Raw genomic sequence first — 20,782 nt, 5'->3', positions numbered from 1 at the left:
CTACGGGTATCACCTTTAGGTGATGCGGTAGAGGAGCGTTCTGTAAGCCTGTGAAGGTGAGTTGAGAAGCTTGCTGGAGGTATCAGAAGTGCGAATGCTGACATGAGTAACGACAATGCGAGTGAAAAACTCGCACGCCGAAAGACCAAGGTTTCCTGCGCAACGTTAATCGACGCAGGGTTAGTCGGTCCCTAAGGCGAGGCTGAAAAGCGTAGTCGATGGAAAACAGGTTAATATTCCTGTACTTCCAGTTATTGCGATGGAGGGACGGAGAAGGCTAGGCCAGCTTGGCGTTGGTTGTCCAAGTTTAAGGTGGTAGGCTGAGATCTTAGGCAAATCCGGGATCTCAAGGCCGAGAGCTGATGACGAGTGCTCATTAGAGCGCGAAGTGGTTGATGCCATGCTTCCAAGAAAAGCTCCTAAGCTTCAGATAACTGGGAACCGTACCCCAAACCGACACAGGTGGTTAGGTAGAGAATACCAAGGCGCTTGAGAGAACTCGGGTGAAGGAACTAGGCAAAATGGCACCGTAACTTCGGGAGAAGGTGCGCCGGTGAGGGTGAAGCACTTGCTGCGTAAGCCCACGCCGGTCGAAGATACCAGGCCGCTGCGACTGTTTATTAAAAACACAGCACTCTGCAAACACGAAAGTGGACGTATAGGGTGTGACGCCTGCCCGGTGCCGGAAGGTTAATTGATGGGGTTAGCGCAAGCGAAGCTCTTGATCGAAGCCCCGGTAAACGGCGGCCGTAACTATAACGGTCCTAAGGTAGCGAAATTCCTTGTCGGGTAAGTTCCGACCTGCACGAATGGCGTAACGATGGCGGCGCTGTCTCCACCCGAGACTCAGTGAAATTGAAATCGCTGTGAAGATGCAGTGTATCCGCGGCTAGACGGAAAGACCCCGTGAACCTTTACTATAGCTTTGCACTGGACTTTGAGCTTGCTTGTGTAGGATAGGTGGGAGGCTTTGAAGTGGGGACGCCAGTTCTCATGGAGCCATCCTTGAAATACCACCCTGGCAACCTTGAGGTTCTAACTCAGGTCCGTTATCCGGATCGAGGACAGTGTATGGTGGGTAGTTTGACTGGGGCGGTCTCCTCCCAAAGAGTAACGGAGGAGTACGAAGGTGCGCTCAGACCGGTCGGAAATCGGTCGTAGAGTATAAAGGCAAAAGCGCGCTTGACTGCGAGACACACACGTCGAGCAGGTACGAAAGTAGGTCTTAGTGATCCGGTGGTTCTGTATGGAAGGGCCATCGCTCAACGGATAAAAGGTACTCCGGGGATAACAGGCTGATACCGCCCAAGAGTTCATATCGACGGCGGTGTTTGGCACCTCGATGTCGGCTCATCACATCCTGGGGCTGAAGCCGGTCCCAAGGGTATGGCTGTTCGCCATTTAAAGTGGTACGCGAGCTGGGTTTAGAACGTCGTGAGACAGTTCGGTCCCTATCTGCCGTGGACGTTTGAGATTTGAGAGGGGCTGCTCCTAGTACGAGAGGACCGGAGTGGACGAACCTCTGGTGTTCCGGTTGTCACGCCAGTGGCATTGCCGGGTAGCTATGTTCGGAAGAGATAACCGCTGAAAGCATCTAAGCGGGAAACTTGCCTCAAGATGAGATCTCACTGGAGCCTTGAGCTCCCTGAAGGGCCGTCGAAGACTACGACGTTGATAGGTTGGGTGTGTAAGCGCTGTGAGGCGTTGAGCTAACCAATACTAATTGCCCGTGAGGCTTGACCATATAACACCCAAGCAATTTGCTCACGCAGATTGCGGTGGTGAAGACGAAACGAACCGAAAGTTCGCGACGAACCACAAAGATCACATATCCGAATTGGCTGGCATGTCTGCAAGGACGTACTGGCAACCGAATTTCTTGACGACCATAGAGCATTGGAACCACCTGATCCCATCCCGAACTCAGCAGTGAAACGATGCATCGCCGATGGTAGTGTGGGGTTTCCCCATGTGAGAGTAGGTCATCGTCAAGATTCATTTCGCAAAACCCCTATCTGCGCGAGCAGGTAGGGGTTTTGTCTTTGTGCCCGGCAAACGCTACGGGTGCCGACTTGCCGGCGATGCGCCCTGCTCACGGAAAATGTGACTCGAACACCGATACAGTTCCTCATACTGGCCACCTCCCACAATTCGAGTCGGAACACTAGAATAGAGCCGACGTCTCCATTCAGAACCCCTTTATGCCTAACCCTGTAGAACCCGAAGCGCTCGCGCAGCTGCCGCTGGATGAGCTGGTGGCCTGCCACGAGTGCGACCTGCTGATGCGCAAAGTCTCGTTGCAGACTGATGAAAAGGCGCAATGCCCACGTTGCGGCTACGAGCTGTACGCCCATCGCCACAACCTGGTCACCCGTAGCCTGGCCCTCGTCCTGACCGCCCTGTTGCTGTATGTGCCGGCCAACTTCCTGCCCATCATGCAATTGCACCTGCTCGGCCAGACCTCCGACGACACGGTCTGGAGTGGTGTGCTTGGGCTATACAATTCAGGGATGCGTGGCATCGCCGTGGTGGTGTTCCTGTGCAGCATGGCCATTCCCCTGCTCAAGCTGCTGTGCCAGCTGGCGGTGTTGCTGAGCATCCGTCTCGACTTCGGCCGCAGCTATGGCCTGCTGATCTATCGTATCTACCACCACCTGCGTGAGTGGGGGATGCTCGAGGTCTACTTCATGGGCGTGCTGGTGGCCATCGTCAAGCTGGTCGATCTGGCCGAGCTGAGCATTGGCCTGGGTCTGTTCTGCTTCATCAGCCTGCTGCTGGTGCAGGTCTGGCTCGAAGTGGTGATGTCACCGCACCAGATTTGGGTGGCCTTGTCGGGGGAGGACGTCCATGCGGGCGATTGATGCAGGCATCCTGGTATGCAATGAATGTCATGAGCTTAATCGTCAGGAGCCCGGCAGCACCTCGCAGAGCTGCACCCGCTGCGGGGCAGTGGTACATGCCCGGCGGCCCAACAGCATCGTGCGTACCTGGGCGCTGCTGATTACCTCGATGATCCTCTATATCCCGGCCAACGTGCTGCCGATCATGACCGTCAGCGCTCTTGGCCAAGGCAGCCCGGACACCATCATGTCCGGCGTGATCACCCTGATGAAGCACGGCATGTTGCCGATCGCCGCGGTGGTGTTCATTGCCAGCATCCTGGTGCCCACCTTCAAGCTGGTGGGGATCGCCCTGCTGCTCTATTCGGTACAGCGCCACCAGCCGCTGTCGGCGCGGCAGCGCATCCTGATGTATCGCTTCATTGAATTCATCGGCCGCTGGTCGATGCTGGACATCTTCGTCATTGCCATTCTCGTGGCCGTGGTGAATTTCGGCCGCATCGCCAGTGTCGAAGCCAACCTGGGTGCCGTCGCCTTCGCCTCCGTGGTGATCCTGACGATGCTCGCCGCTTTAACTTTCGATCCCCGACTGATCTGGGACAACACGGAGTCGGATGACGACCATGAGTGACTTGCCTACGGCTAAAACCCGCCCAGCTTCGAACTGGTCGGCCATCTGGATCCTGCCGCTGATTGCCTTGGCAATCGGTGGCTGGCTGGCATGGCAAGCCTATAAGGATGCTGGCATCGAGATCCAGGTGCGCTTCGAAAGTGGCGAGGGCATCGTCGCCAACAAGACCGAGGTTATCTATAAAGGCATGTCGGTGGGCAAGGTGGTTGCCCTGGTGCTGGATGACAAGGGGGACAACCGTGGTGTCATCGCCACCATCGAGATGCGCAAGGAGGCAGGCCCGCACCTGAACAAGGGCACGCGCTTCTGGCTGGTCAAGCCGAGCGTCAGCCTGGCAGGCATCTCGGGCCTGGAGACGCTGGTTTCGGGCAACTATATCGCCGTCGACCCTGGAGACGGAGAGCCGACCAAGCGCTTCACCGCGCTCAAGGAAGCGCCGCCACTGTCGGATGCCGAGCCTGGCTTGCACCTGACCCTCAAGGCCGAGCGGCTGGGCTCGCTCAACCGCGACAGCCCGATCTTCTACAAGCAGATCCAGGTCGGTCGGGTGAAGAGCTATCGCCTGTCCGAGGATCAGGGCACGGTGGAGATCAAGGTGTTCATCGCGCCAGCCTATGCCAGCCTGGTGCGCAAGCACACACGTTTCTGGAATGCCAGCGGGGTCAGCATCGATGCCGACCTGTCCGGGGTGAAGGTACGCACTGAATCGCTGTCGAGCATCGTGGCCGGGGGTATCGCCTTTGCAACGCCGGAGAACCGCAAGGACAGCCCGCCCACCGATCCAAGCCTGCCGTTCCGCTTGTACGAGGACTTCGACGCGGCCCAGGCCGGTATCCGCGTCAAGGTCAAGCTCAGTGATTTCGAAGGCTTGCAGAAGGGGCGCACGCCAGTGTTGTACAAGGGCATCCAGGTGGGCACGCTCAAGGATCTCAAGGTCGAAAGTGACCTGGCCAGCGCAACGGCCGAGCTGACCCTGGACCCGCTGGCCGAGGACTATCTGGTTGAAGGCACACAGTTCTGGGTAGTCAAGCCGTCGATCTCGCTTGCCGGTATCACTGGCCTCGAGGCGTTGGTGAAGGGTAACTACATCGCGGTCCGCCCGGGCGAGCCAGGCGCCAAGCCCCTGCGCGAGTTCGAAGCGCGTCCCAAGGCGCCGCCACTGGACCTGAAGGCGCCCGGCCTGCACATGGTGCTGTTCGCCGATACCCTGGGCTCGCTGGAGGTGGGTAGCCCGGTGATGTACCGCCAGGTGCGCGTGGGCAGCGTGCAGAGCTACCAGTTCGCTCGCAACAGCAAGCGCATCCTGATCGGTGTGCACATCGAGAAGGAATACGCCAACCTGGTCAACGGGTCTACGCGCTTCTGGAATGCCAGCGGCATCACCTTGACCGGTGGCCTGTCGGGGATCCAGGTCAAGAGTGAGTCGCTGCAGACGCTCATGGCCGGGGGCATCGCTTTCGATACGCCGAAGCCGGATGTACCGCTCAAGCGTCGCATCCCGCGCTTCCGTCTGCATGAAAGCCAGGACGCGGCCAACCGGGCCGGGACCCTGATCACCATTCGCGTGGACCGCGCCGATGGCCTGAAGCCGGGCACGCCGATCCGTTTCCGCGGCCTAGATGTGGGCAGTGTCGAGAGCGTCGACCTGACCGGCGACCTGCAGGCGGTCCTGCTCCGTGCGCGGATTACCCAGGCGGCCGAGCGTATCGCCCGCACCGGTACGCAGTTCTGGGTGGTCAAGCCTGCATTGGGCCTGGTGCGTACCGAGAATCTCGACACGCTGATTGGCGGTCAGTACCTGGAGGTGCTGCCGGCGCTCAAGGATAAAGGGCCGCAGCGTGACTTCATCGCCCTGAGCGATGCCCCCGAGGTGAAGGGTGAGGAGGTCGGCCTGCCGTTGACCTTGAGCGCGGCGCGCCGTGGTTCGATCAAGCCAGGCGTGCCGGTCACCTACCGGGAGATTGCAGTGGGCAAGGTCACCGGCTTCGAGCTGGGCCAGACCGCCGACCGGGTGCTTATCCACATCCTTATCGAGCCTCGCTATGCCGGGCTGGTGCGTGGCGGCAGCCGTTTCTGGAACAGCAGTGGGTTTGGTTTCGACTGGGGCTTGTTCAAGGGGGCCACGGTGCGCACCGAGTCGTTGGAAACCTTGATCGACGGTGGGATTGCCTTTGCCACGCCCGATGGCGAACAGATGGGTAATCCTGCGCGACCGCAGCAGACCTTCGCGCTGTTCGACAAGCCGGAGGATGAATGGATGCAGTGGGCGCCGAAGATCCAGATCGGCAAGTAATGATGGGGGGCCGCTATGCGGCCCTTTCGCCGGCGAGCCGGCTCTCACGCCGACCGCGTTGGCCTCAGGATATTCTGTGGCAGCCGGCTTGCCGGTTGACTCGAAGACACCGGTGCTAATGCAGCCTTGGCGAGTAACGAGAAAATCACAGGCATAAAAAAACCGACCCTAGGGTCGGTTTTTTCGACAAGAACGTCGCTTAGGCAGCTGCAGCTTCTTTCAGTGCCTTGATGTGGCCATTCAGACGGCCTTTGTGGCGAGCAGCTTTGTTCTTGTGGATGATACCCTTGTCGGCCATACGGTCGATTACAGGTACAGCCAGAACGTAAGCGGCTTGCGCTTTTTCGGCGTCTTTTGCGTCGATGGCCTTGACTACATTCTTGATGTAGGTACGGACCATGGAACGCAGGCTGGCGTTGTGGCTGCGACGCTTCTCAGCCTGTTTTGCACGTTTCTTGGCGGAAGGTGAGTTGGCCACCGTCGAGCTCCTCGAAAGACTTTAGGTAAATAGCAAACAAAATAGGCCGCGAATCATGCCGATGAGTCGATCGGATGTCAAGGCCACCTGCAAGGTTCCGCCGAGTGGTGAGCCAACAGGAGGGAAATATTCCTTTCTGTCGCACGACCTGTAAACTCGGGAATTTTTGGCTCCCCTGCGAAGGCGCGGGAGTATCGCACATTCGGACGCTGTCTGCAGCGTCCTCTGCCCCTGGCGTGAAACTTTTCGATGAACCTGCTCAAATCCCTGGCTGCGGTCAGCTCCATCACCATGATTTCCCGGGTGCTCGGCTTCGTGCGCGATACCATCCTGGCGAGGGTGTTCGGCGCCGGCATCGCCACCGACGCCTTCTTCATCGCCTTCAAGCTGCCCAACCTGCTGCGGCGGATATTCGCCGAAGGCGCGTTCTCCCAGGCCTTCGTGCCGATCCTCGCCGAGTACAAGACCCAGCAGGGCGAGGAGGCCACCCGCACCTTTGTCGCCTATGTCAGTGGCCTGCTTACCCTGATCCTGGCATTGGTCACCACCATCGGCATCCTCGCCGCGCCCTGGGTGGTCTGGGCGACGGCACCGGGTTTCGTCGACAGCGCAGAGAAGTACGAGCTGACCACTTCGCTGCTGCGGGTGACCTTTCCTTATATATTGTTGATCTCGCTGTCGTCGCTGGTCGGCGCGATCCTCAACACCTGGAATCGCTTCAGCGTGCCGGCGTTCACCCCCACGCTGCTCAACGTGGCGATGATCGCCTTCGCCGTGCTGCTCACGCCCTACTTCGACCCGCCGATCATGGCCCTGGCCTGGGGCGTGCTGGCCGGTGGCCTGGCGCAACTGCTGTACCAGCTGCCAGCGTTGAAGAAGATCGGCATGCTCGTGCTGCCGCGCCTGAACCTGCGCGACACCGGCGTGTGGCGTGTGCTCAAGCAGATGCTGCCGGCGATCCTCGGGGTATCGGTGAGCCAGATCTCGCTGATCATCAACACCATCTTCGCTTCCTTCCTGGTGTCCGGCTCGGTGTCCTGGATGTACTACGCCGACCGCCTCATGGAACTGCCCTCCGGCGTGCTCGGCGTGGCCCTGGGCACCATCCTGCTGCCGACCTTGGCCAAGACCTACGCCAACCAGGACCGTGAGGAGTATTCGCGGATCCTCGACTGGGGCCTGCGCCTGTGCTTCCTGCTGGTGCTGCCCTGCACCCTGGCCCTGGGCATCCTCGCCGAACCGCTGACCGTGGCGCTGTTCCAGTACGGCAAGTTCAGTGCCTTTGACGCGGCGATGACCCAGCGCGCGCTGGTCGCGTATTCGGTGGGGTTGATGGCGATCATCCTGGTCAAGGTGCTGGCACCTGGCTTCTATGCACAGCAGAATATCCGCACACCGGTGAAGATCGCGGTGTTCACCCTGGTCTGCACCCAGTTGCTCAACCTGGCCCTGGTCGGCCCGCTGGCCCATGCCGGGCTGGCCCTGGCGATCAGCCTGGGCGCTTGCCTGAACGCCGGCCTGCTGTACTGGAAGCTGCGCAGCCAGCAACTGTTCCAGCCGCAACCGGGCTGGACGATGTTCCTGCTCAAGCTGGTGCTGGCGGTGGCGTTGATGTCGGGCGTGCTGTTGCTGGGCATGCACTACATGCCGGCCTGGGAGCAGGGCAACATGCTCGAGCGCTTCGTGCGCCTGGGCGCCCTGATCGTCGCCGGCGTGGTGACCTATTTCGGCTGCCTGTACCTGTGTGGTTTCCGCCCACGGCACTTCGCCCGCAAGGCGTTGCACTGAGGCGCGAAAAGGGTCAGGCGTCGGTTTTTCGCATTCCACACTCCAGGGTGGCGCTGCTGCCTGTCACCAGCGCCCGGGTGTGGTTATAATCGGCCACTTTATGAGCAAGAAGCGCGTTATGCAGCTGGTTCGAGGTCTTCACAACCTGCGCCCCGAGCACCGGGGCTGTGTCGCCACCATTGGCAACTTCGACGGGGTCCACCGCGGCCACCAGGCGATCCTCGCACGCCTGCGCGAACGTGGCCAGGCACTCGGCCTGCCCACCTGCGTGGTGATCTTCGAGCCACAGCCTCGCGAATATTTCGCCCCGGATACCGCGCCGGCCCGCCTGGCGCGCCTGCGTGACAAGGTCGAGTTGCTGGCCGCGGAGGGCATCGATCGGGTGCTGTGCCTGTCGTTCAATCAGCGCCTGAGCCAGCTCAGCGCCGAGCAGTTCGTCAAGGCAGTGCTGGTCGATGGCCTGGGCGTGCGCCACCTCGAAGTGGGCGATGACTTCCGTTTCGGCTGCGACCGCGCCGGTGATTTCGCTTTCCTCACCGAAGCCGGCAAACGCCATGGCTTCAGCGTCGAGGCGGCCAACACCGTCATCCAGGATGGCCTGCGGGTCAGCAGCACCGAAGTGCGCAAGGCCCTGGCAGAGGGCGACTTCGAGCTGGCCGAACACCTGCTGGGCCGTCCGTACCGCATTACCGGCCGCGTGCTGCATGGCCAGAAGCTGGCCCGCCAGCTCGGCACACCTACCGCCAACATCCAGCTCAAGCGCCGTCGCGTGCCGCTGTCCGGGGTCTACCTGGCCAGCATCGAGATCGACGGCCAGCAGTGGCCGGGTGTCGGCAATATCGGAGTACGCCCCACCGTCGCCGGTGACGGGCGTCCTCACCTGGAGATTCATCTCCTGGATTACGCCGGTGACCTCTATGGCCGGCGCCTGACGGTGGAATTCCACCACAAGCTGCGTGAAGAGCAGCGTTTCGCCTCCCTGGAGGCGCTGAAGTCGGCGATCGACGCGGACATCGCCGCCGCACGTGCCCACTGGCACGCTCAACCGCTAACGAAGAGCCTGAAATGACCGACTACAAAGCCACGCTTAACCTTCCGGACACCGCCTTCCCCATGAAGGCCGGCCTGCCTCAGCGCGAACCGCAGATCCTGCAGCGCTGGGACAGCATTGGCCTGTACCAGAAGCTGCGCGAAATTGGCAAGGATCGTCCGAAGTTCGTCCTGCACGACGGTCCGCCCTATGCCAACGGCAAGATCCATATCGGTCATGCGCTGAACAAGATTCTCAAGGACATGATTGTCCGTTCGAAGACCCTGTCGGGTTTCGACGCCCCGTATGTACCGGGCTGGGACTGCCACGGCCTGCCGATCGAGCACAAGGTCGAGGTCACCCACGGCAAGCACCTGACCGCCGACCGCACCCGCGAGCTGTGCCGCGAGTACGCCGCCGAGCAGATCGAGGGGCAGAAGACCGAGTTCATCCGCCTGGGCGTGCTGGGTGATTGGGACAACCCGTACAAGACCATGAACTTCGCCAACGAGGCCGGCGAGATCCGCGCCCTGGCCGAGATGGTCAAGCAAGGCTTCGTGTTCAAGGGCCTGAAGCCGGTGAACTGGTGCTTCGATTGCGGTTCGGCCCTGGCCGAAGCCGAAGTCGAGTACGCCGACAAGAAATCCCAGACCATCGACGTCGCCTTCCCGGTCGCCGACGAGGCCAAGCTGGCCGCTGCCTTCGGCCTGGCCGCGCTGGCCAAGCCCGCCGCCATCGTGATCTGGACCACCACCCCGTGGACCATCCCGGCCAACCAGGCGCTGAACATCCACCCGGACTTCACCTACGCCCTGGTCGACACCGGCGAGCGCCTGCTGGTACTGGCCGAGGAGCTGGTCGAGTCGTGCCTGAAGCGCTATGCGCTGGAAGGTTCGGTCATCGCCACCGCCCCGGGTTCGGCCCTCGAGCTGATCAACTTCCGTCACCCGTTCTACGATCGCCTGTCGCCGATCTACCTGGCCGAATACGTCGAGCTGGGCGCCGGTACAGGCGTGGTGCATTCCTCGCCCGCCTACGGTGAAGACGACTTCGTTACCTGCAAGCGCTACGGCATGGTCAACGACGACATTCTCACCCCGGTGCAGAGCAACGGTGTGTACGTCGAGTCGCTGCCGTTCTTCGGCGGCCAGTTCATCTGGAAGGCCAACCCGGCCATCGTCGACAAACTCAGCGAAGTCGGCGCGCTGATGCACACCGAAACCATCAGCCACAGCTACATGCACTGCTGGCGGCACAAGACCCCGCTGATCTATCGCGCCACCGCGCAGTGGTTCGTCGGCATGGACAAGCAGCCCACCAGCGGCGACAACCTGCGCGAGCGCTCGCTCAAGGCCATCGAAGAGACCAAGTTCGTTCCGGCCTGGGGCCAGGCGCGCCTGCACTCGATGATCGCCAACCGCCCGGACTGGTGCATCTCGCGTCAGCGCAACTGGGGCGTGCCGATCCCGTTTTTCCTGGACAAGCAGACCGGCGAATTGCACCCACGTACCGTCGAACTGATGGAGGAAGTGGCCAAGCGCGTCGAACAGCAGGGCATCGAAGCCTGGTTCAAGCTGGATGCCGCTGAGCTGCTGGGCGATGAAGCCGGCCACTACGACAAGATTGCCGATACCCTCGACGTCTGGTTCGACTCGGGTACCACCCATTGGCATGTGCTGCGTGGTTCCCACGATATCGGCCACGCCACCGGCCCGCGCGCCGACCTGTATCTGGAAGGTTCCGACCAGCACCGCGGCTGGTTCCACTCTTCCTTGCTGACCGGCTGTGCCATCGACGGCCACGCGCCTTACCGCGAGCTGCTGACCCACGGCTTCACCGTGGACGAGAACGGCCGCAAGATGTCCAAGTCGCTGGGCAACACCATCGAGCCGGAAAAGGTCAATAACACCCTGGGTGCCGACATCCTGCGCCTGTGGGTGTCCGCCACCGACTACTCGGGCGAGATGGCCGTCTCCGAGCAGATCCTGCAGCGCAGCGCCGATGCCTACCGCCGCATCCGCAACACCGCGCGCTTCCTGCTTTCCAACCTGTCCGGCTTCGATCCGGCCCGCGACCTGCTGCCGGCCGAGGACATGCTGGCCCTGGACCGTTGGGCGGTCGACCGCACCCTGCTGCTGCAGCGCGAGCTGGAAGAGCACTACGGCGAGTACCGTTTCTGGAACGTCTACTCGAAGATCCACAACTTCTGCGTGCAGGAGCTCGGTGGCTTCTACCTCGACATCATCAAGGATCGCCAGTACACCACCGGCGTGAACAGTGTCGCCCGCCGCTCCTGCCAGACCGCGCTGTACCACATCAGCGAGGCGCTGGTGCGCTGGATCGCGCCGATCCTGGCGTTCACCGCCGACGAGATCTGGCAGTACCTGCCGGGCGAGCGCAACGAGTCGGTGATGCTCAACACCTGGTACCAGGGCCTGACGGAGCTGCCGGCCGACGCCGAGCTGGACCGTGCCTACTGGGACCGTGTGATGGCGGTCAAGGCCGCAGTCAACAAGGAGCTGGAGAACCAGCGTACCGCCAAGGTCATCGGCGGCAACCTGCAGGCCGAGGTCACCCTGTTCGCCGAAGAGGGCCTGACCGCCGACCTGAACAAGCTCGGCGATGAGCTGCGCTTCGTGCTGATCACCTCTGCCGCCAGCGTGGTGCCGTTCGTCCAGGCTCCGGCCGATGCCGTGACAACCGAGGTCGAAGGGCTCAAGCTGAAGGTCGTCAAGTCTGGCCATGTCAAGTGCGGCCGTTGCTGGCACTTCCGCGCCGATGTGGGCAGCCATCCGGAGCATCCGGAAATCTGTGGCCGTTGCGTCGATAACCTGAGCGGTTCCGGTGAGGTGCGCCACTATGCCTAACGCTTCCGCGGGGCGCTTTGGGCGCCTTGCCTGGCTCTGGCTGAGCCTGGTGGTGCTGGTCCTCGACCAGGCCACCAAGGTCTACTTCGAGGGCGCGCTGAGCCTGTACCAGCAGATCGTGGTCATCCCCGACTACTTCAGCTGGACCCTGGCCTACAACACCGGCGCGGCGTTCAGCTTCCTGGCCGACAGCTCCGGCTGGCAGCGCTGGCTGTTCGCGCTGATCGCCGTGGTGGTCAGCGCCGTGCTGGTGGTCTGGCTCAAGCGCCTGGGGCGCAACGAGACCTGGCTGGCCGTGGCCCTGGCGCTGGTGCTGGGCGGTGCATTGGGCAACCTGTACGACCGCGTGGTGCTTGGCCATGTGGTCGATTTCATCCTGGTGCACTGGCAGAACCGCCACTACTTCCCGGCCTTCAACCTGGCCGACAGCGCCATTACCGTGGGCGCGGTGATGCTGGCGCTGGATATGTTCAAGAGCAAGAAGTCCGAGGAAGCCGTCCATGACTGAGACCCGTATCGGCCAGAACACCGAAGTCACCCTGCACTTCGCGCTGCACCTGGAAAACGGCGACACCGTCGACAGCACTTTCGACAAGGCCCCGGCCACGTTCAAGGTGGGTGACGGCAACCTGCTGCCGGGCTTCGAAAACGCTCTGTTCGGCTTCAAGGCCGGTGACCAGCGCAAGCTGAGCATCGCCCCGGAGAATGCCTTCGGCCAGCACAACCCGCAGAACGTACAGGTGATGCCGCGCTCGCAGTTCGAAGGCATGGAGCTGTCCGAAGGGCTGCTGGTGATCTTCAACGATGCCGCCAACACCGAGCTGCCGGGTGTGGTCAAAGCGTTCGACGACAACCAGGTGACCATCGATTTCAACCATCCACTGGCTGGCAAGACCCTGAACTTCGAGGTGCAGATCCTCGACGTGAAGGCCGTGTGAGCCTGGAGCCGAGCATGCAAATCAAACTCGCCAACCCGCGCGGCTTCTGCGCCGGGGTCGACCGTGCGATCGAGATCGTCAACCGCGCCCTGGAAGTCTTCGGCCCGCCGATCTACGTGCGCCACGAAGTGGTGCACAACAAGTTCGTGGTCGAAGACTTGCGTAACCGTGGCGCGGTGTTCGTCGAAGAGCTGGACCAGGTGCCGGACGACGTCATCGTCATCTTCAGCGCCCATGGCGTTTCCCAGGCCGTGCGCCAGGAAGCCGCCGGCCGTGGCCTGAAAGTGTTCGACGCCACCTGCCCGCTGGTGACCAAGGTGCATATCGAGGTGGCCAAGTACAGCCGTGATGGCCGTGAGACCATTCTCATCGGCCACGAAGGGCACCCGGAAGTCGAAGGCACCATGGGTCAGTACGACGCCAGCAACGGCGGCGCCATCTACCTCGTCGAGGACGAGGACGATGTTGCCCAGCTGCAGGTGAATGACCCTGACCACCTGGCCTTCGTCACCCAGACCACACTGTCGATGGACGACACCAGCCGGGTGATCGACGCCCTGCGCGCGCGCTTCCCGAACATCGGCGGCCCGCGCAAGGACGACATCTGCTACGCCACGCAAAACCGCCAGGACGCCGTCAAGCAACTGGCCGACGAGTGTGACGTGGTACTGGTGGTCGGCAGCCCCAACAGCTCCAACTCCAACCGCCTGCGCGAGTTGGCCGAGCGCATGAGCACGCCGGCCTACCTGATCGACGGTGCCGAGGACCTGCAACGCAGCTGGTTCGATGGTGCCGAGCGTATCGGTATCACCGCCGGTGCCTCGGCGCCCGAGGTGCTGGTGCGTGGCGTGATCGAGCAGCTCAAGGCCTGGGGCGCCACCGGCGCCGAAGAGCTCGACGGCCGCGAAGAGAACATCACCTTCTCGATGCCCAAGGAACTGCGGGTTCGCTCGCTGATCTGACTCAGTCACCTGCACAGCGGCGGCCCTCGTCGCTGCGCAGGCTGACCCGGCCACTGGGGCTCAGCACCACCTGATGCTGGCTGCCAGGCCCGCTGCGCTGGCAGATGTCCAGCGTGATACCGACAAAGCCTTCCCCTATCGGTGCGCCACGCTTGCTGAAGCGCACCTCCCGCGCAGAACTGGCCACTACCTTTACGGGCTTGGCCAGGCGATGTTCGCGCAACACCTGGCCGTCGTGTTCCTGCGACACACGCCAACCCTTGCCCCAGTCACCTTGCAGTGGATGAACCGTCAGCGCCAGCTGTTGCAGCGCGGCCTGGTTGCGCGCAGCGCGCAGTGCCTGCGCCAGTTCCCGGGCTGCGGCGGCCAGTTGCAGGGTTTCGCCGAGCCTGGCGTAGGCCGTTATCCCCAGGTGTGTCAGCAGGCTGCCAATTGTCAGTGCGCACATCATTTGTAGCAGTGTTACGCCTTGTTGCCTCACCGTGCATTCCTCCCTGGAAGTGCTTCGCTGTAGCTTCCGGCCTGGCCGCGCGAGGCGCCAGTCAGGCGGTTCGGGCAGACGGCGAGGAAAGATCCCAGGAGGGTGGCGATGTGGGCGAAGGAAGGTGGGATGACGCTGCTGGAGGTGCTGCTGGCGATGACGGTGCTGGCGCTTGGGGTGTTCGCCGCGGCGGCCTTGCAGGTGCGTGGCATGCAGGTGGCCGAGAGCGCCCTGCGTGACGGTCAGGCGTTGCAGCTGGCCCAGGGCATGTTCGAGCGGGTGAGGGCCAGCGGCACGCTCGAAGCGGGGGAGGAGAGTGCCTGGCGCTCGCGGGTCACCCAGGTGCTTGGCACCTCGGCGCAGGGGCTGATCAGGCGCCACGCCGGCATGCTGGACCTGCAGGTGAGCTGGCCGGCCCAGGCTGAAGGGCGCCCGCCCTTGCAGTTGCAGGGCAGGGTGCTGCCATGAAACGCGGGCAAGCAGGCGCCGGGCTGGTCGAGGTGTTGCTGGCCGTGGCCCTGGGGGCGTTGTTGCTGGTGACGGCGAGCCAGTTGTTCGGCCAGGCCTATCAGGCCTGGCGGCTACAAGGCGCGGCGGCGAGGCTGCAGGATGATGCGCGCCTGGTCCTGCAGCGCCTGGCCGAGGACATCCGCATGGCGGGCATGTTTGGCTGCCTGCGCCTGGAAGCGGCGGACTTCACCGATCCGCAGGCTGCGCTAGCGTTCGCCAGGCCGATCGAGGCCAACGCTGACAGCCTCACGCTGGTAGGCGCCGAGCTGCCGGGATTGCTCGGCGCGCCGGACTGGACCGTGCTCACCGACTGTCGCAGTTGGGCGCAAGTCCTGCGTGGCCAGCATGTGCCTGGCGATGCTCTGCTGGCCTTGCCGGTGCGCCGGGTTACCTACCGCGTACGCAATGGCAGCCTGATGTTCACCAGCAACGCCCAGCATGCCAGCCTGGTCGACAATGTCCGGGCCCTGCGGGTGCGTCATGGCGACGGTCGCGTCGATATCGAGTTGCTCATGCAGGACCGCGAGCATCGGCTGGAGCAGCGCCATGCCCTGAGCGTGGCCGTGCGCAATCCAGGGGATGACGCATGAGCCGCCAGCGTGGCGTGGTGCTGTTGCTGGCCCTGAGCCTCAGCCTGCTGCTTGGCCTGCTGACCGCGCTGGGCATGCGCGAAGCCTTGCTGCAGGCGCGGCAGGTCGGCGAACAATGGCGCAGGGCGCAGGCTTTCGAACAGGCCGAAGCCAGCCTGGTGGAAGGCGCCGCGTTGCTGCCAGGTGGCTTGCCTGCGCTGTGCCTTGACTGCCTGCCACCCGCACTGCCGACAGCCTCACCTGCCGCGCCGTGGCGAACCACCGACAGTGGCTATGTCCTGCTCCAGCATCTGGGGCAGACACGCCGTGCCGTCGGCCTGCCGCCGGAGCAGCGGGTCAACCTCGTGCGGATCACGGCGCTGAGCCGCCAGGTGCGCGGCCGGCAGTTCCTGGAAGCGGTGTATGCCGTGGACGGGCAGGGCAATATCGGACGCATCAGCTGGCGCCAACGCCTGGAGGAGGGCTGACATGCAGCGGGGTCTTGGTCTGATCGAATTATTGATTGTCGTGGCGCTGATCGGCATGCTGGCAGCCATTGCCTATCCCAGTTACAGCGACCAGCTACGCCGTGCCGCGCGCAGCGAGGTGGTCGGGCTGCTGCAGGACGCGGCGTTGCGCCTGGAACAGCATCGCGCGCATGTCGGCGGCTATGCCGACAGCGAGCAACTTGTCACGGTATTGCCGGCTGGCAGCCGCTACTACCGCCTGCAGGCGCAGCGCGACGAAGACGCTTTCACACTGCTTGCGCGCCGTGTGACGGAGACGTTCATGGCCGACGACCGCTGTGGCGACTTCCGCCTCGATCACGCTGGCGTGCGTGACAATCCGGGCGGCAGCGCAGACGAGCAGGCGTGCTGGGGAAGCTGAAGATCAAGAGGTGCCCGTGCACCGTGGAATTACTTCAGGTGTTGGATCGAACGATGAGCAAGCAAGTAGTGATTGTCGGCGGTGGCGTCATCGGCCTGCTGACGGCGTTGAACCTGGCGGCGGATGTCGACCAGGTGGTGGTGTGCGACCAGGGCGAGGTAGGGCGTGAGTCGTCCTGGGCCGGTGGCGGCATCGTCTCGCCGTTGTACCCCTGGCGCTATAGCCCGGCGGTAACGGCGCTGGCGCATTGGTCGCAGGATTTCTATCCACAGCTGGGCGAGCGTCTGTTCGCCAGCACCGGCATCGACCCGCAGGTGCACACCACCGGGCTGTACTGGCTGGACCTGGACGACGAAGTCGAGGCCCTGGCCTGGGCGGCCCGTGAGCAGCGGCCGCTCAGCGCCGTGGATATCTCGGCTGCCTACGACGCGGTGCCAGTGCTCGGGTCAGGCTACCGCCATGCCATCTACATGGCGGGCGTGGCCAACGTACGCAACCCGCGCCTGGTGAAGTCGCTCAAGGCCGCGCTGCTGGCGCTGCCCAACGTCACCCTGCGCGAGCATTGCCAGATCAGCGGTTTCGTCCATGAAGGCGGGCGTGTCGCCGGGGTGCGTACCGAGCAGGGCGTGCTGGCTGCCGACGAGGTGGTGCTCAGTGCCGGTGCCTGGAGCGGCGATCTGCTGCAGACATTGGGCCTGAGGCTGCCGGTGGAACCGGTGAAAGGGCAGATGATCCTGTTCAAGTGCGCCGAGGACTTCCTGCCGAGCATGGTCCTGGCCAAGGGACGCTACGCGATCCCGCGCCGCGACGGGCATATCCTGGTCGGCAGCACCCTGGAGCATGCCGGCTACGACAAGACCCCGACCGGTGATGCGCTCGAGAGTCTGAAGGCTTCGGCGGTGGAACTGCTGCCGGCGCTGGCGGATGCCGAGGTGGTGGGGCACTGGGCTGGCCTGCGCCCTGGGTCGCCGGAAGGCATCCCCTACATTGGCGCGGTGCCGGGGCATGAGGGATTGTGGCTGAACTGCGGCCATTACCGTAACGGGCTGGTGCTGGCACCGGCGTCTTGCCAGTTGTTCAGCGACCTGCTGCTGGGGCGTGCGCCGATCATCGATCCGGCGCCGTATGCGCCTGAGGGGCGTCTGGGCTGAGACACAACAGTGATGACGAGCGGGCGTGGGAGCGGGGCAAGCCCGCTCCCACAACGCAACTCAGCGCTGTTGCCCCGGCCCTTGCTCCAGATGCTGCTGGCTGCAATACCACTCCTTGCCCAGCTGCAACGCCCGGTCATTGGGCAGGTGCACGCCGCAATGGGCACAGCGCACCATCTGCAGCGGGTCCTGCAGGCGCGGTTCGGCAGGTGATTGCTGACTGGTCTTGAACTTGCGCCACAGCCAGAACGCGGCGGCGATCAGGGCGATCCAGAAAAGTAGGCGAACCATGGTGTCCAGCTTGTCGAATTAAGAAGGCGACAGTCTAGGACGCGGCCAATAAAAAAGGGAGGCCTCGGGCCTCCCTTTCTGCGCATGCGACGTATCAGTCGAACAGACCGAAAGTCATGTAGCTGAACCAGCTGCGGTCCTTGTCGGCTTCCTTCGGACCTTCCGGCAGGATCGGGTCGCCGTTCTCGTCCTTGGGGAGCAGCTCTTCGGGCATCTCGGAGCGGGCGTCCTGGAACTGCTTGACCACGTCCTGGTTGGCGCGGGTTTCGCCCGGCGGCAGTGGGGCCTTGGTTTCGATCAGGCCCAGAGTGGCCTTGGACAGCCACGAGCGGTTGCCGTTTTCGTCGACTTTGGTGACGAACTGGCCATCGACCAGGCTCGGGTGGTCCGGGTAGTTGAGCTTGAGGGTCTCGAGGCTGGTGGCGGCCAGCTCGTCCAGGTGCATGCGCTGGTACGACTCGACCATCACCGCCAGGCCGTCACCCACCGATGGGGTTTCCTGGAAGTTCTCCACCACGTAGCGGCCACGGTTGGCGGCGGCTACATAGGCCTCGCGGCTCAGGTAGTAGTTGGCCACGTGGATTTCGTAGGAGGCCAGCAGGTTGCGCAGGTAGATCATGCGCTGCTTGGCGTCCGGGGCGTAGCGGCTGTTGGGGAAGCGGCTGGTCAGCTGGGCGAACTCGTTGTACGAGTCGCGGGCGGCGCCCGGGTCACGCTTGGTCATGTCCAGCGGCAGGAAGCGCGCCAGCAGGCCGCGGTCCTGGTCGAACGAGGTCAGGCCCTTGAGGTAATAGGCGTAGTCGACGTTCGGGTGCTGCGGGTGCAGGCGGATGAAACGCTCGGCAGCCGACTTGGCGGCCTCGGGCTCGGAGTTCTTGTAGTTGGCGTAGATCAGCTCGAGCTGGGCCTGGTCGGCGTAGCGGCCGAACGGGTAGCGCGACTCCAGGGCCTTGAGCTTGTTCACGGCGCTGGTATAGCTGGAGTTGTCCAGGTCGGCCTGCGCCTGCTGGTACAGTTCGGCCTCGCTGAGGTTCTCGTCAATGACTTCCTTGTTCGAGGAACAGGCAGCGGTGAGCCCGAGGATGGCGATCAGCAGCAGGTGTTTCACTTGCATGGCGGCTTGCGTCCCTTTGACGGCCGCTGTCTTGGGCGGTGCCGTCCTGTTATGATGAGCGCCCCCGGCAAACCCCGGGGCAAAAGAAGCCGTATTTAACCACAAGCGCGCAGCCGAAACCAAAGGCTGAACGCCCGTCGATTCGAGCATGTCCGAGATCATTCAACTTAGCGCAGAGGTCCCGTCCGAACTGGGCGGCCAACGCCTCGACCAGGTCGCCGCCCAATTGTTCGCCGAGTACTCGCGTTCGCGCCTGTCCTCGTGGATCAAAGATGGCCGCCTGACCGTCGATGGCGCGGTGCTGCGGCCGCGCGACACCGTCCACACCGGCTCCATCCTGGCTCTCGAGGCCGAGCAGGAGGCCCAGGGCGAATGGGTGGCTCAGGACATCGAGCTGGACATCGTCTATGAAGATGACCAGATCCTGGTGATCAACAAGCCGGCCGGGCTGGTGGTCCACCCGGCGGCGGGCCACCCCGACGGCACCCTGCTCAATGCCCTGCTGCACCATGTGCCAGACATCATCAACGTACCGCGCGCCGGTATCGTGCACCGTCTGGACAAGGACACCACGGGCCTGATGGTGGTGGCCAAGACCCTGCAGGCGCAGACCAACCTGGTCGACCAACTGCAGAAGCGCTCGGTCAGCCGCATCTACGAGTGCATCGTGGTCGGCGTGGTGATCGCCGGCGGCAAGATCGACGCCCCGATCGGCCGCCACGGCGGCGAGCGCCAGCGCATGGCGGTCACCGACGGCGGCAAGCCGGCGGTCAGCCACTACCGCGTGCTCAAGCGCTTCCGCTCGCACACCCATGTGCGGGTCAAGCTGGAAACCGGCCGCACCCACCAGATCCGCGTGCACATGGCGCATGTCGGTTATCCGCTGGTCGGCGACCAGACCTACGGCGTGCGCTTCCGCATTCCGCCGGCTGCCAGCGTGGCCATGGTCGAGGCGGTGAAGAACTTCCCGCGCCAGGCCCTGCACGCCCGCTTCCTGGCCCTGGATCACCCGACCACCGGTGAGCGCATGGAATGGGCCTCGCCGCTGCCGGACGACTTCCTCTGGCTGCTGTCGCTGCTCAACGACGATCGCGAGAGCTTTATCGGATGAGTGGCCTGACGCAGGCGCTGATCATTCCCGACTGGCCGGCCCCGGCCTCGGTCCGCGCCTGTGTCACCACCCGCCAGGGCGGCGTCAGCCTGCCGCCCTATGAATCCTTCAATCTTGGCGACCATGTGGGCGATGACCCCGCTGCAGTTGCCGAGAACCGTCGTCGCCTCAGCGAAGAATTCGCCATCCAGCCCGCCTGGCTCAAGCAGGTGCACGGCCTGGTGGTGGCCGATGCCGACCCCGCCGTGGTCGCCGAGGCCGATGCCAGCTGGACCGACCAGCCGGGCATCGCCTGCACCGTGATGACCGCCGATTGCCTGCCCGCCCTGTTCTGCGACCGCGCCGGTACCCGCGTGGCCGCCGCCCATGCCGGCTGGCGCGGGCTGGCCGGTGGCGTGCTGGAAGCCACCCTTGATCGCCTGGCCCTGCCACCCGAAGAAGTGCTGGTATGGCTGGGCCCGGCCATCGGGCCGCAGGCGTTCGAGGTGGGCATGGAAGTGCGCGATGCCTTTACCGCCGTGCATCCCGAGGCGGCCGCGGCGTTCGTCGACGGCGAGCGGCCGGGCAAGCTGATGGCCGATATCTACCAGCTGGCGCGGATTCGCCTGGCGGCGCGTGGAGTGACTGCTGTTTATGGTGGTGGCTTCTGCACGGTCAGCGACCCGCGGTTCTTCTCCTATCGCCGTACCCCGCAGGGTGGGCGCTTCGCTTCGCTGGTGTGGCTCAGCCCTCGCTAAGCCTGGAGCCGCTTCGCGGCCCTATCGCTGGCAAGCCAGCTCCCACATGCCAAAGTCTGTACTGCCCCTGTGGGAGCCGGCTTGCCGGCGATTGGGCTGCGCA

20 protein-coding genes and 2 rRNA genes (1 of these 22 only partly in view) are annotated in these 20,782 nt (G+C 63.5%); 18 read left to right on the top strand and 4 right to left on the bottom strand.

Going from position 1 to position 20,782, the window contains the following annotated elements:
- From LU688_RS23605 to LU688_RS23585, 5 genes are all read left to right on the top strand, one after another.
- Positions 1 to 1,744, top strand: a 23S ribosomal RNA gene (locus LU688_RS23605) (it extends 1,150 nt beyond the left edge of the window).
- 134 nt (positions 1,745 to 1,878) lie between these two features.
- Positions 1,879 to 1,994, top strand: a 5S ribosomal RNA gene (rrf, locus tag LU688_RS23600).
- A gap of 207 nt (positions 1,995 to 2,201) precedes the next feature.
- Entirely contained in the window at positions 2,202 to 2,861 is a 660-nt protein-coding gene (locus LU688_RS23595; RefSeq protein WP_160290899.1) for a paraquat-inducible protein A, read from the top strand.
- Complete coding sequence (locus LU688_RS23590) at positions 2,848 to 3,471, top strand: paraquat-inducible protein A (protein ID WP_023629756.1); 624 nt, start codon at positions 2,848 to 2,850, stop codon at positions 3,469 to 3,471. Before LU688_RS23595 ends, LU688_RS23590 begins: the two co-directional genes overlap by 14 nt.
- Positions 3,464 to 5,764, top strand: coding sequence for a PqiB family protein (locus LU688_RS23585; RefSeq protein WP_031314796.1), 2,301 nt, complete (start codon positions 3,464 to 3,466; stop codon positions 5,762 to 5,764). Before LU688_RS23590 ends, LU688_RS23585 begins: the two co-directional genes overlap by 8 nt.
- A 199-nt stretch (positions 5,765 to 5,963) precedes the next feature.
- On the opposite strand, the gene rpsT is transcribed toward LU688_RS23585, so the two are convergent.
- Entirely contained in the window at positions 5,964 to 6,242 is a 279-nt protein-coding gene (gene rpsT, locus LU688_RS23580) for a 30S ribosomal protein S20 (RefSeq protein WP_023533220.1), read from the bottom strand.
- Positions 6,243 to 6,491: 249 nt separating this feature from the next.
- Here rpsT and murJ point away from each other — a divergent pair, with 249 nt between their 5' ends.
- The 6 genes from murJ to ispH all read left to right on the top strand — a co-directional run bounded on the left by murJ (position 6,492) and on the right by ispH (position 13,827).
- Entirely contained in the window at positions 6,492 to 8,030 is a 1,539-nt protein-coding gene (murJ, locus tag LU688_RS23575) for a murein biosynthesis integral membrane protein MurJ (protein ID WP_160290900.1), read from the top strand.
- A 118-nt stretch (positions 8,031 to 8,148) separates the two neighbouring features.
- A complete protein-coding gene (ribF, locus tag LU688_RS23570; RefSeq protein WP_104444893.1) occupies positions 8,149 to 9,099 on the top strand; it encodes a bifunctional riboflavin kinase/FAD synthetase in 951 nt (316 codons plus the stop codon).
- Complete coding sequence (gene ileS, locus LU688_RS23565) at positions 9,096 to 11,927, top strand: isoleucine--tRNA ligase (protein ID WP_160290901.1); 2,832 nt, start codon at positions 9,096 to 9,098, stop codon at positions 11,925 to 11,927. The genes ribF and ileS overlap by 4 nt, the downstream gene beginning before the upstream one ends.
- The gene (gene lspA / locus LU688_RS23560; protein WP_023629752.1) at positions 11,920 to 12,435 is read left to right on the top strand and encodes a signal peptidase II; all 516 of its coding nucleotides are present in this window, start codon (positions 11,920 to 11,922) and stop codon (positions 12,433 to 12,435) included. Before ileS ends, lspA begins: the two co-directional genes overlap by 8 nt.
- Complete coding sequence (locus tag LU688_RS23555; protein WP_023629753.1) at positions 12,428 to 12,865, top strand: FKBP-type peptidyl-prolyl cis-trans isomerase; 438 nt, start codon at positions 12,428 to 12,430, stop codon at positions 12,863 to 12,865. The genes lspA and LU688_RS23555 overlap by 8 nt, the downstream gene beginning before the upstream one ends.
- A gap of 14 nt (positions 12,866 to 12,879) precedes the next feature.
- The gene (gene ispH, locus LU688_RS23550; RefSeq protein WP_038706818.1) at positions 12,880 to 13,827 is read left to right on the top strand and encodes a 4-hydroxy-3-methylbut-2-enyl diphosphate reductase; all 948 of its coding nucleotides are present in this window, start codon (positions 12,880 to 12,882) and stop codon (positions 13,825 to 13,827) included.
- Between the two features lies 1 nt (position 13,828).
- Here ispH and LU688_RS23545 read toward each other — a convergent pair whose 3' ends face one another.
- Positions 13,829 to 14,308: a GspH/FimT family pseudopilin gene (locus tag LU688_RS23545; RefSeq protein WP_289678250.1), complete on the bottom strand. Its 480-nt coding sequence runs from the start codon at positions 14,306 to 14,308 to the stop codon at positions 13,829 to 13,831.
- Positions 14,309 to 14,416: 108 nt separating this feature from the next.
- Here LU688_RS23545 and pilV point away from each other — a divergent pair, with 108 nt between their 5' ends.
- From pilV to thiO, 5 genes are read left to right on the top strand one after another with little or no spacing between them, the layout of a single operon-like run.
- Positions 14,417 to 14,776 carry a type IV pilus modification protein PilV gene (gene pilV, locus LU688_RS23540; protein WP_160290902.1) on the top strand — a complete coding sequence of 120 codons (360 nt, stop codon included), beginning with the start codon at positions 14,417 to 14,419 and terminating at the stop codon, positions 14,774 to 14,776.
- Positions 14,773 to 15,408: a PilW family protein gene (locus tag LU688_RS23535; RefSeq protein ID WP_110604842.1), complete on the top strand. Its 636-nt coding sequence runs from the start codon at positions 14,773 to 14,775 to the stop codon at positions 15,406 to 15,408. The genes pilV and LU688_RS23535 overlap by 4 nt, the downstream gene beginning before the upstream one ends.
- A complete protein-coding gene (locus LU688_RS23530) occupies positions 15,405 to 15,875 on the top strand; it encodes a hypothetical protein (protein WP_160290903.1) in 471 nt (156 codons plus the stop codon). The genes LU688_RS23535 and LU688_RS23530 overlap by 4 nt, the downstream gene beginning before the upstream one ends.
- Before the next feature lies 1 nt (position 15,876).
- A complete protein-coding gene (locus LU688_RS23525) occupies positions 15,877 to 16,275 on the top strand; it encodes a type IV pilin protein (RefSeq protein WP_160290904.1) in 399 nt (132 codons plus the stop codon).
- A 53-nt stretch (positions 16,276 to 16,328) separates the two neighbouring features.
- A complete protein-coding gene (gene thiO, locus LU688_RS23520; protein ID WP_160290905.1) occupies positions 16,329 to 17,426 on the top strand; it encodes a glycine oxidase ThiO in 1,098 nt (365 codons plus the stop codon).
- A 60-nt stretch (positions 17,427 to 17,486) separates the two neighbouring features.
- Here thiO and LU688_RS23515 read toward each other — a convergent pair whose 3' ends face one another.
- Both LU688_RS23515 and LU688_RS23510 read right to left on the bottom strand, forming a co-directional pair.
- On the bottom strand, positions 17,487 to 17,717 hold the full coding sequence (locus LU688_RS23515; RefSeq protein WP_023632576.1) for a PP0621 family protein: 231 nt from the start codon (positions 17,715 to 17,717) through the stop codon (positions 17,487 to 17,489).
- A gap of 94 nt (positions 17,718 to 17,811) precedes the next feature.
- Entirely contained in the window at positions 17,812 to 18,831 is a 1,020-nt protein-coding gene (locus LU688_RS23510) for an outer membrane protein assembly factor BamD (RefSeq protein ID WP_023632577.1), read from the bottom strand.
- Between the two features lie 148 nt (positions 18,832 to 18,979).
- On the opposite strand from LU688_RS23510, the gene rluD reads away from it, so the two are divergent.
- Positions 18,980 to 19,942, top strand: coding sequence for a 23S rRNA pseudouridine(1911/1915/1917) synthase RluD (gene rluD / locus LU688_RS23505; RefSeq protein WP_038706814.1), 963 nt, complete (start codon positions 18,980 to 18,982; stop codon positions 19,940 to 19,942).
- The gene (pgeF, locus tag LU688_RS23500; RefSeq protein ID WP_104444896.1) at positions 19,939 to 20,679 is read left to right on the top strand and encodes a peptidoglycan editing factor PgeF; all 741 of its coding nucleotides are present in this window, start codon (positions 19,939 to 19,941) and stop codon (positions 20,677 to 20,679) included. The genes rluD and pgeF overlap by 4 nt, the downstream gene beginning before the upstream one ends.
- Positions 20,680 to 20,782: the final 103 nt, after the last annotated feature.

Source organism: Pseudomonas soli (genome assembly GCF_021283165.2).
Classification (GTDB): domain Bacteria; phylum Pseudomonadota; class Gammaproteobacteria; order Pseudomonadales; family Pseudomonadaceae; genus Aquipseudomonas; species Aquipseudomonas soli.
The sequence above is the reverse complement of the archived record's forward strand: the minus strand, read 5'-3'. Positions and strand labels throughout refer to the sequence as shown.

Bases quoted from the DNA above. Each gene is read 5' to 3' on its own strand.
- ileS (WP_160290901.1), top strand. From the start codon at position 9,096: ATGACCGACTACAAAGCCACGCTTAACCTTCCGGACACCGCCTTCCCC.
- LU688_RS23530 (WP_160290903.1), top strand. From the start codon at position 15,405: ATGAGCCGCCAGCGTGGCGTGGTGCTGTTGCTGGCCCTGAGCCTCAGC.
- LU688_RS23525 (WP_160290904.1), top strand. From the start codon at position 15,877: ATGCAGCGGGGTCTTGGTCTGATCGAATTATTGATTGTCGTGGCGCTG.
- LU688_RS23535 (WP_110604842.1), top strand. From the start codon at position 14,773: ATGAAACGCGGGCAAGCAGGCGCCGGGCTGGTCGAGGTGTTGCTGGCC.
- ispH (WP_038706818.1), top strand. From the start codon at position 12,880: ATGCAAATCAAACTCGCCAACCCGCGCGGCTTCTGCGCCGGGGTCGAC.
- thiO (WP_160290905.1), top strand. From the start codon at position 16,329: ATGAGCAAGCAAGTAGTGATTGTCGGCGGTGGCGTCATCGGCCTGCTG.
- lspA (WP_023629752.1), top strand. From the start codon at position 11,920: ATGCCTAACGCTTCCGCGGGGCGCTTTGGGCGCCTTGCCTGGCTCTGG.
- rluD (WP_038706814.1), top strand. From the start codon at position 18,980: ATGTCCGAGATCATTCAACTTAGCGCAGAGGTCCCGTCCGAACTGGGC.
- pgeF (WP_104444896.1), top strand. From the start codon at position 19,939: ATGAGTGGCCTGACGCAGGCGCTGATCATTCCCGACTGGCCGGCCCCG.
- LU688_RS23510 (WP_023632577.1), bottom strand. From the start codon at position 18,831: ATGCAAGTGAAACACCTGCTGCTGATCGCCATCCTCGGGCTCACCGCT.
- LU688_RS23595 (WP_160290899.1), top strand. From the start codon at position 2,202: ATGCCTAACCCTGTAGAACCCGAAGCGCTCGCGCAGCTGCCGCTGGAT.
- ribF (WP_104444893.1), top strand. From the start codon at position 8,149: ATGCAGCTGGTTCGAGGTCTTCACAACCTGCGCCCCGAGCACCGGGGC.
- LU688_RS23515 (WP_023632576.1), bottom strand. From the start codon at position 17,717: ATGGTTCGCCTACTTTTCTGGATCGCCCTGATCGCCGCCGCGTTCTGG.
- LU688_RS23590 (WP_023629756.1), top strand. From the start codon at position 2,848: ATGCGGGCGATTGATGCAGGCATCCTGGTATGCAATGAATGTCATGAG.
- pilV (WP_160290902.1), top strand. From the start codon at position 14,417: ATGTGGGCGAAGGAAGGTGGGATGACGCTGCTGGAGGTGCTGCTGGCG.
- LU688_RS23555 (WP_023629753.1), top strand. From the start codon at position 12,428: ATGACTGAGACCCGTATCGGCCAGAACACCGAAGTCACCCTGCACTTC.
- LU688_RS23585 (WP_031314796.1), top strand. From the start codon at position 3,464: ATGAGTGACTTGCCTACGGCTAAAACCCGCCCAGCTTCGAACTGGTCG.
- murJ (WP_160290900.1), top strand. From the start codon at position 6,492: ATGAACCTGCTCAAATCCCTGGCTGCGGTCAGCTCCATCACCATGATT.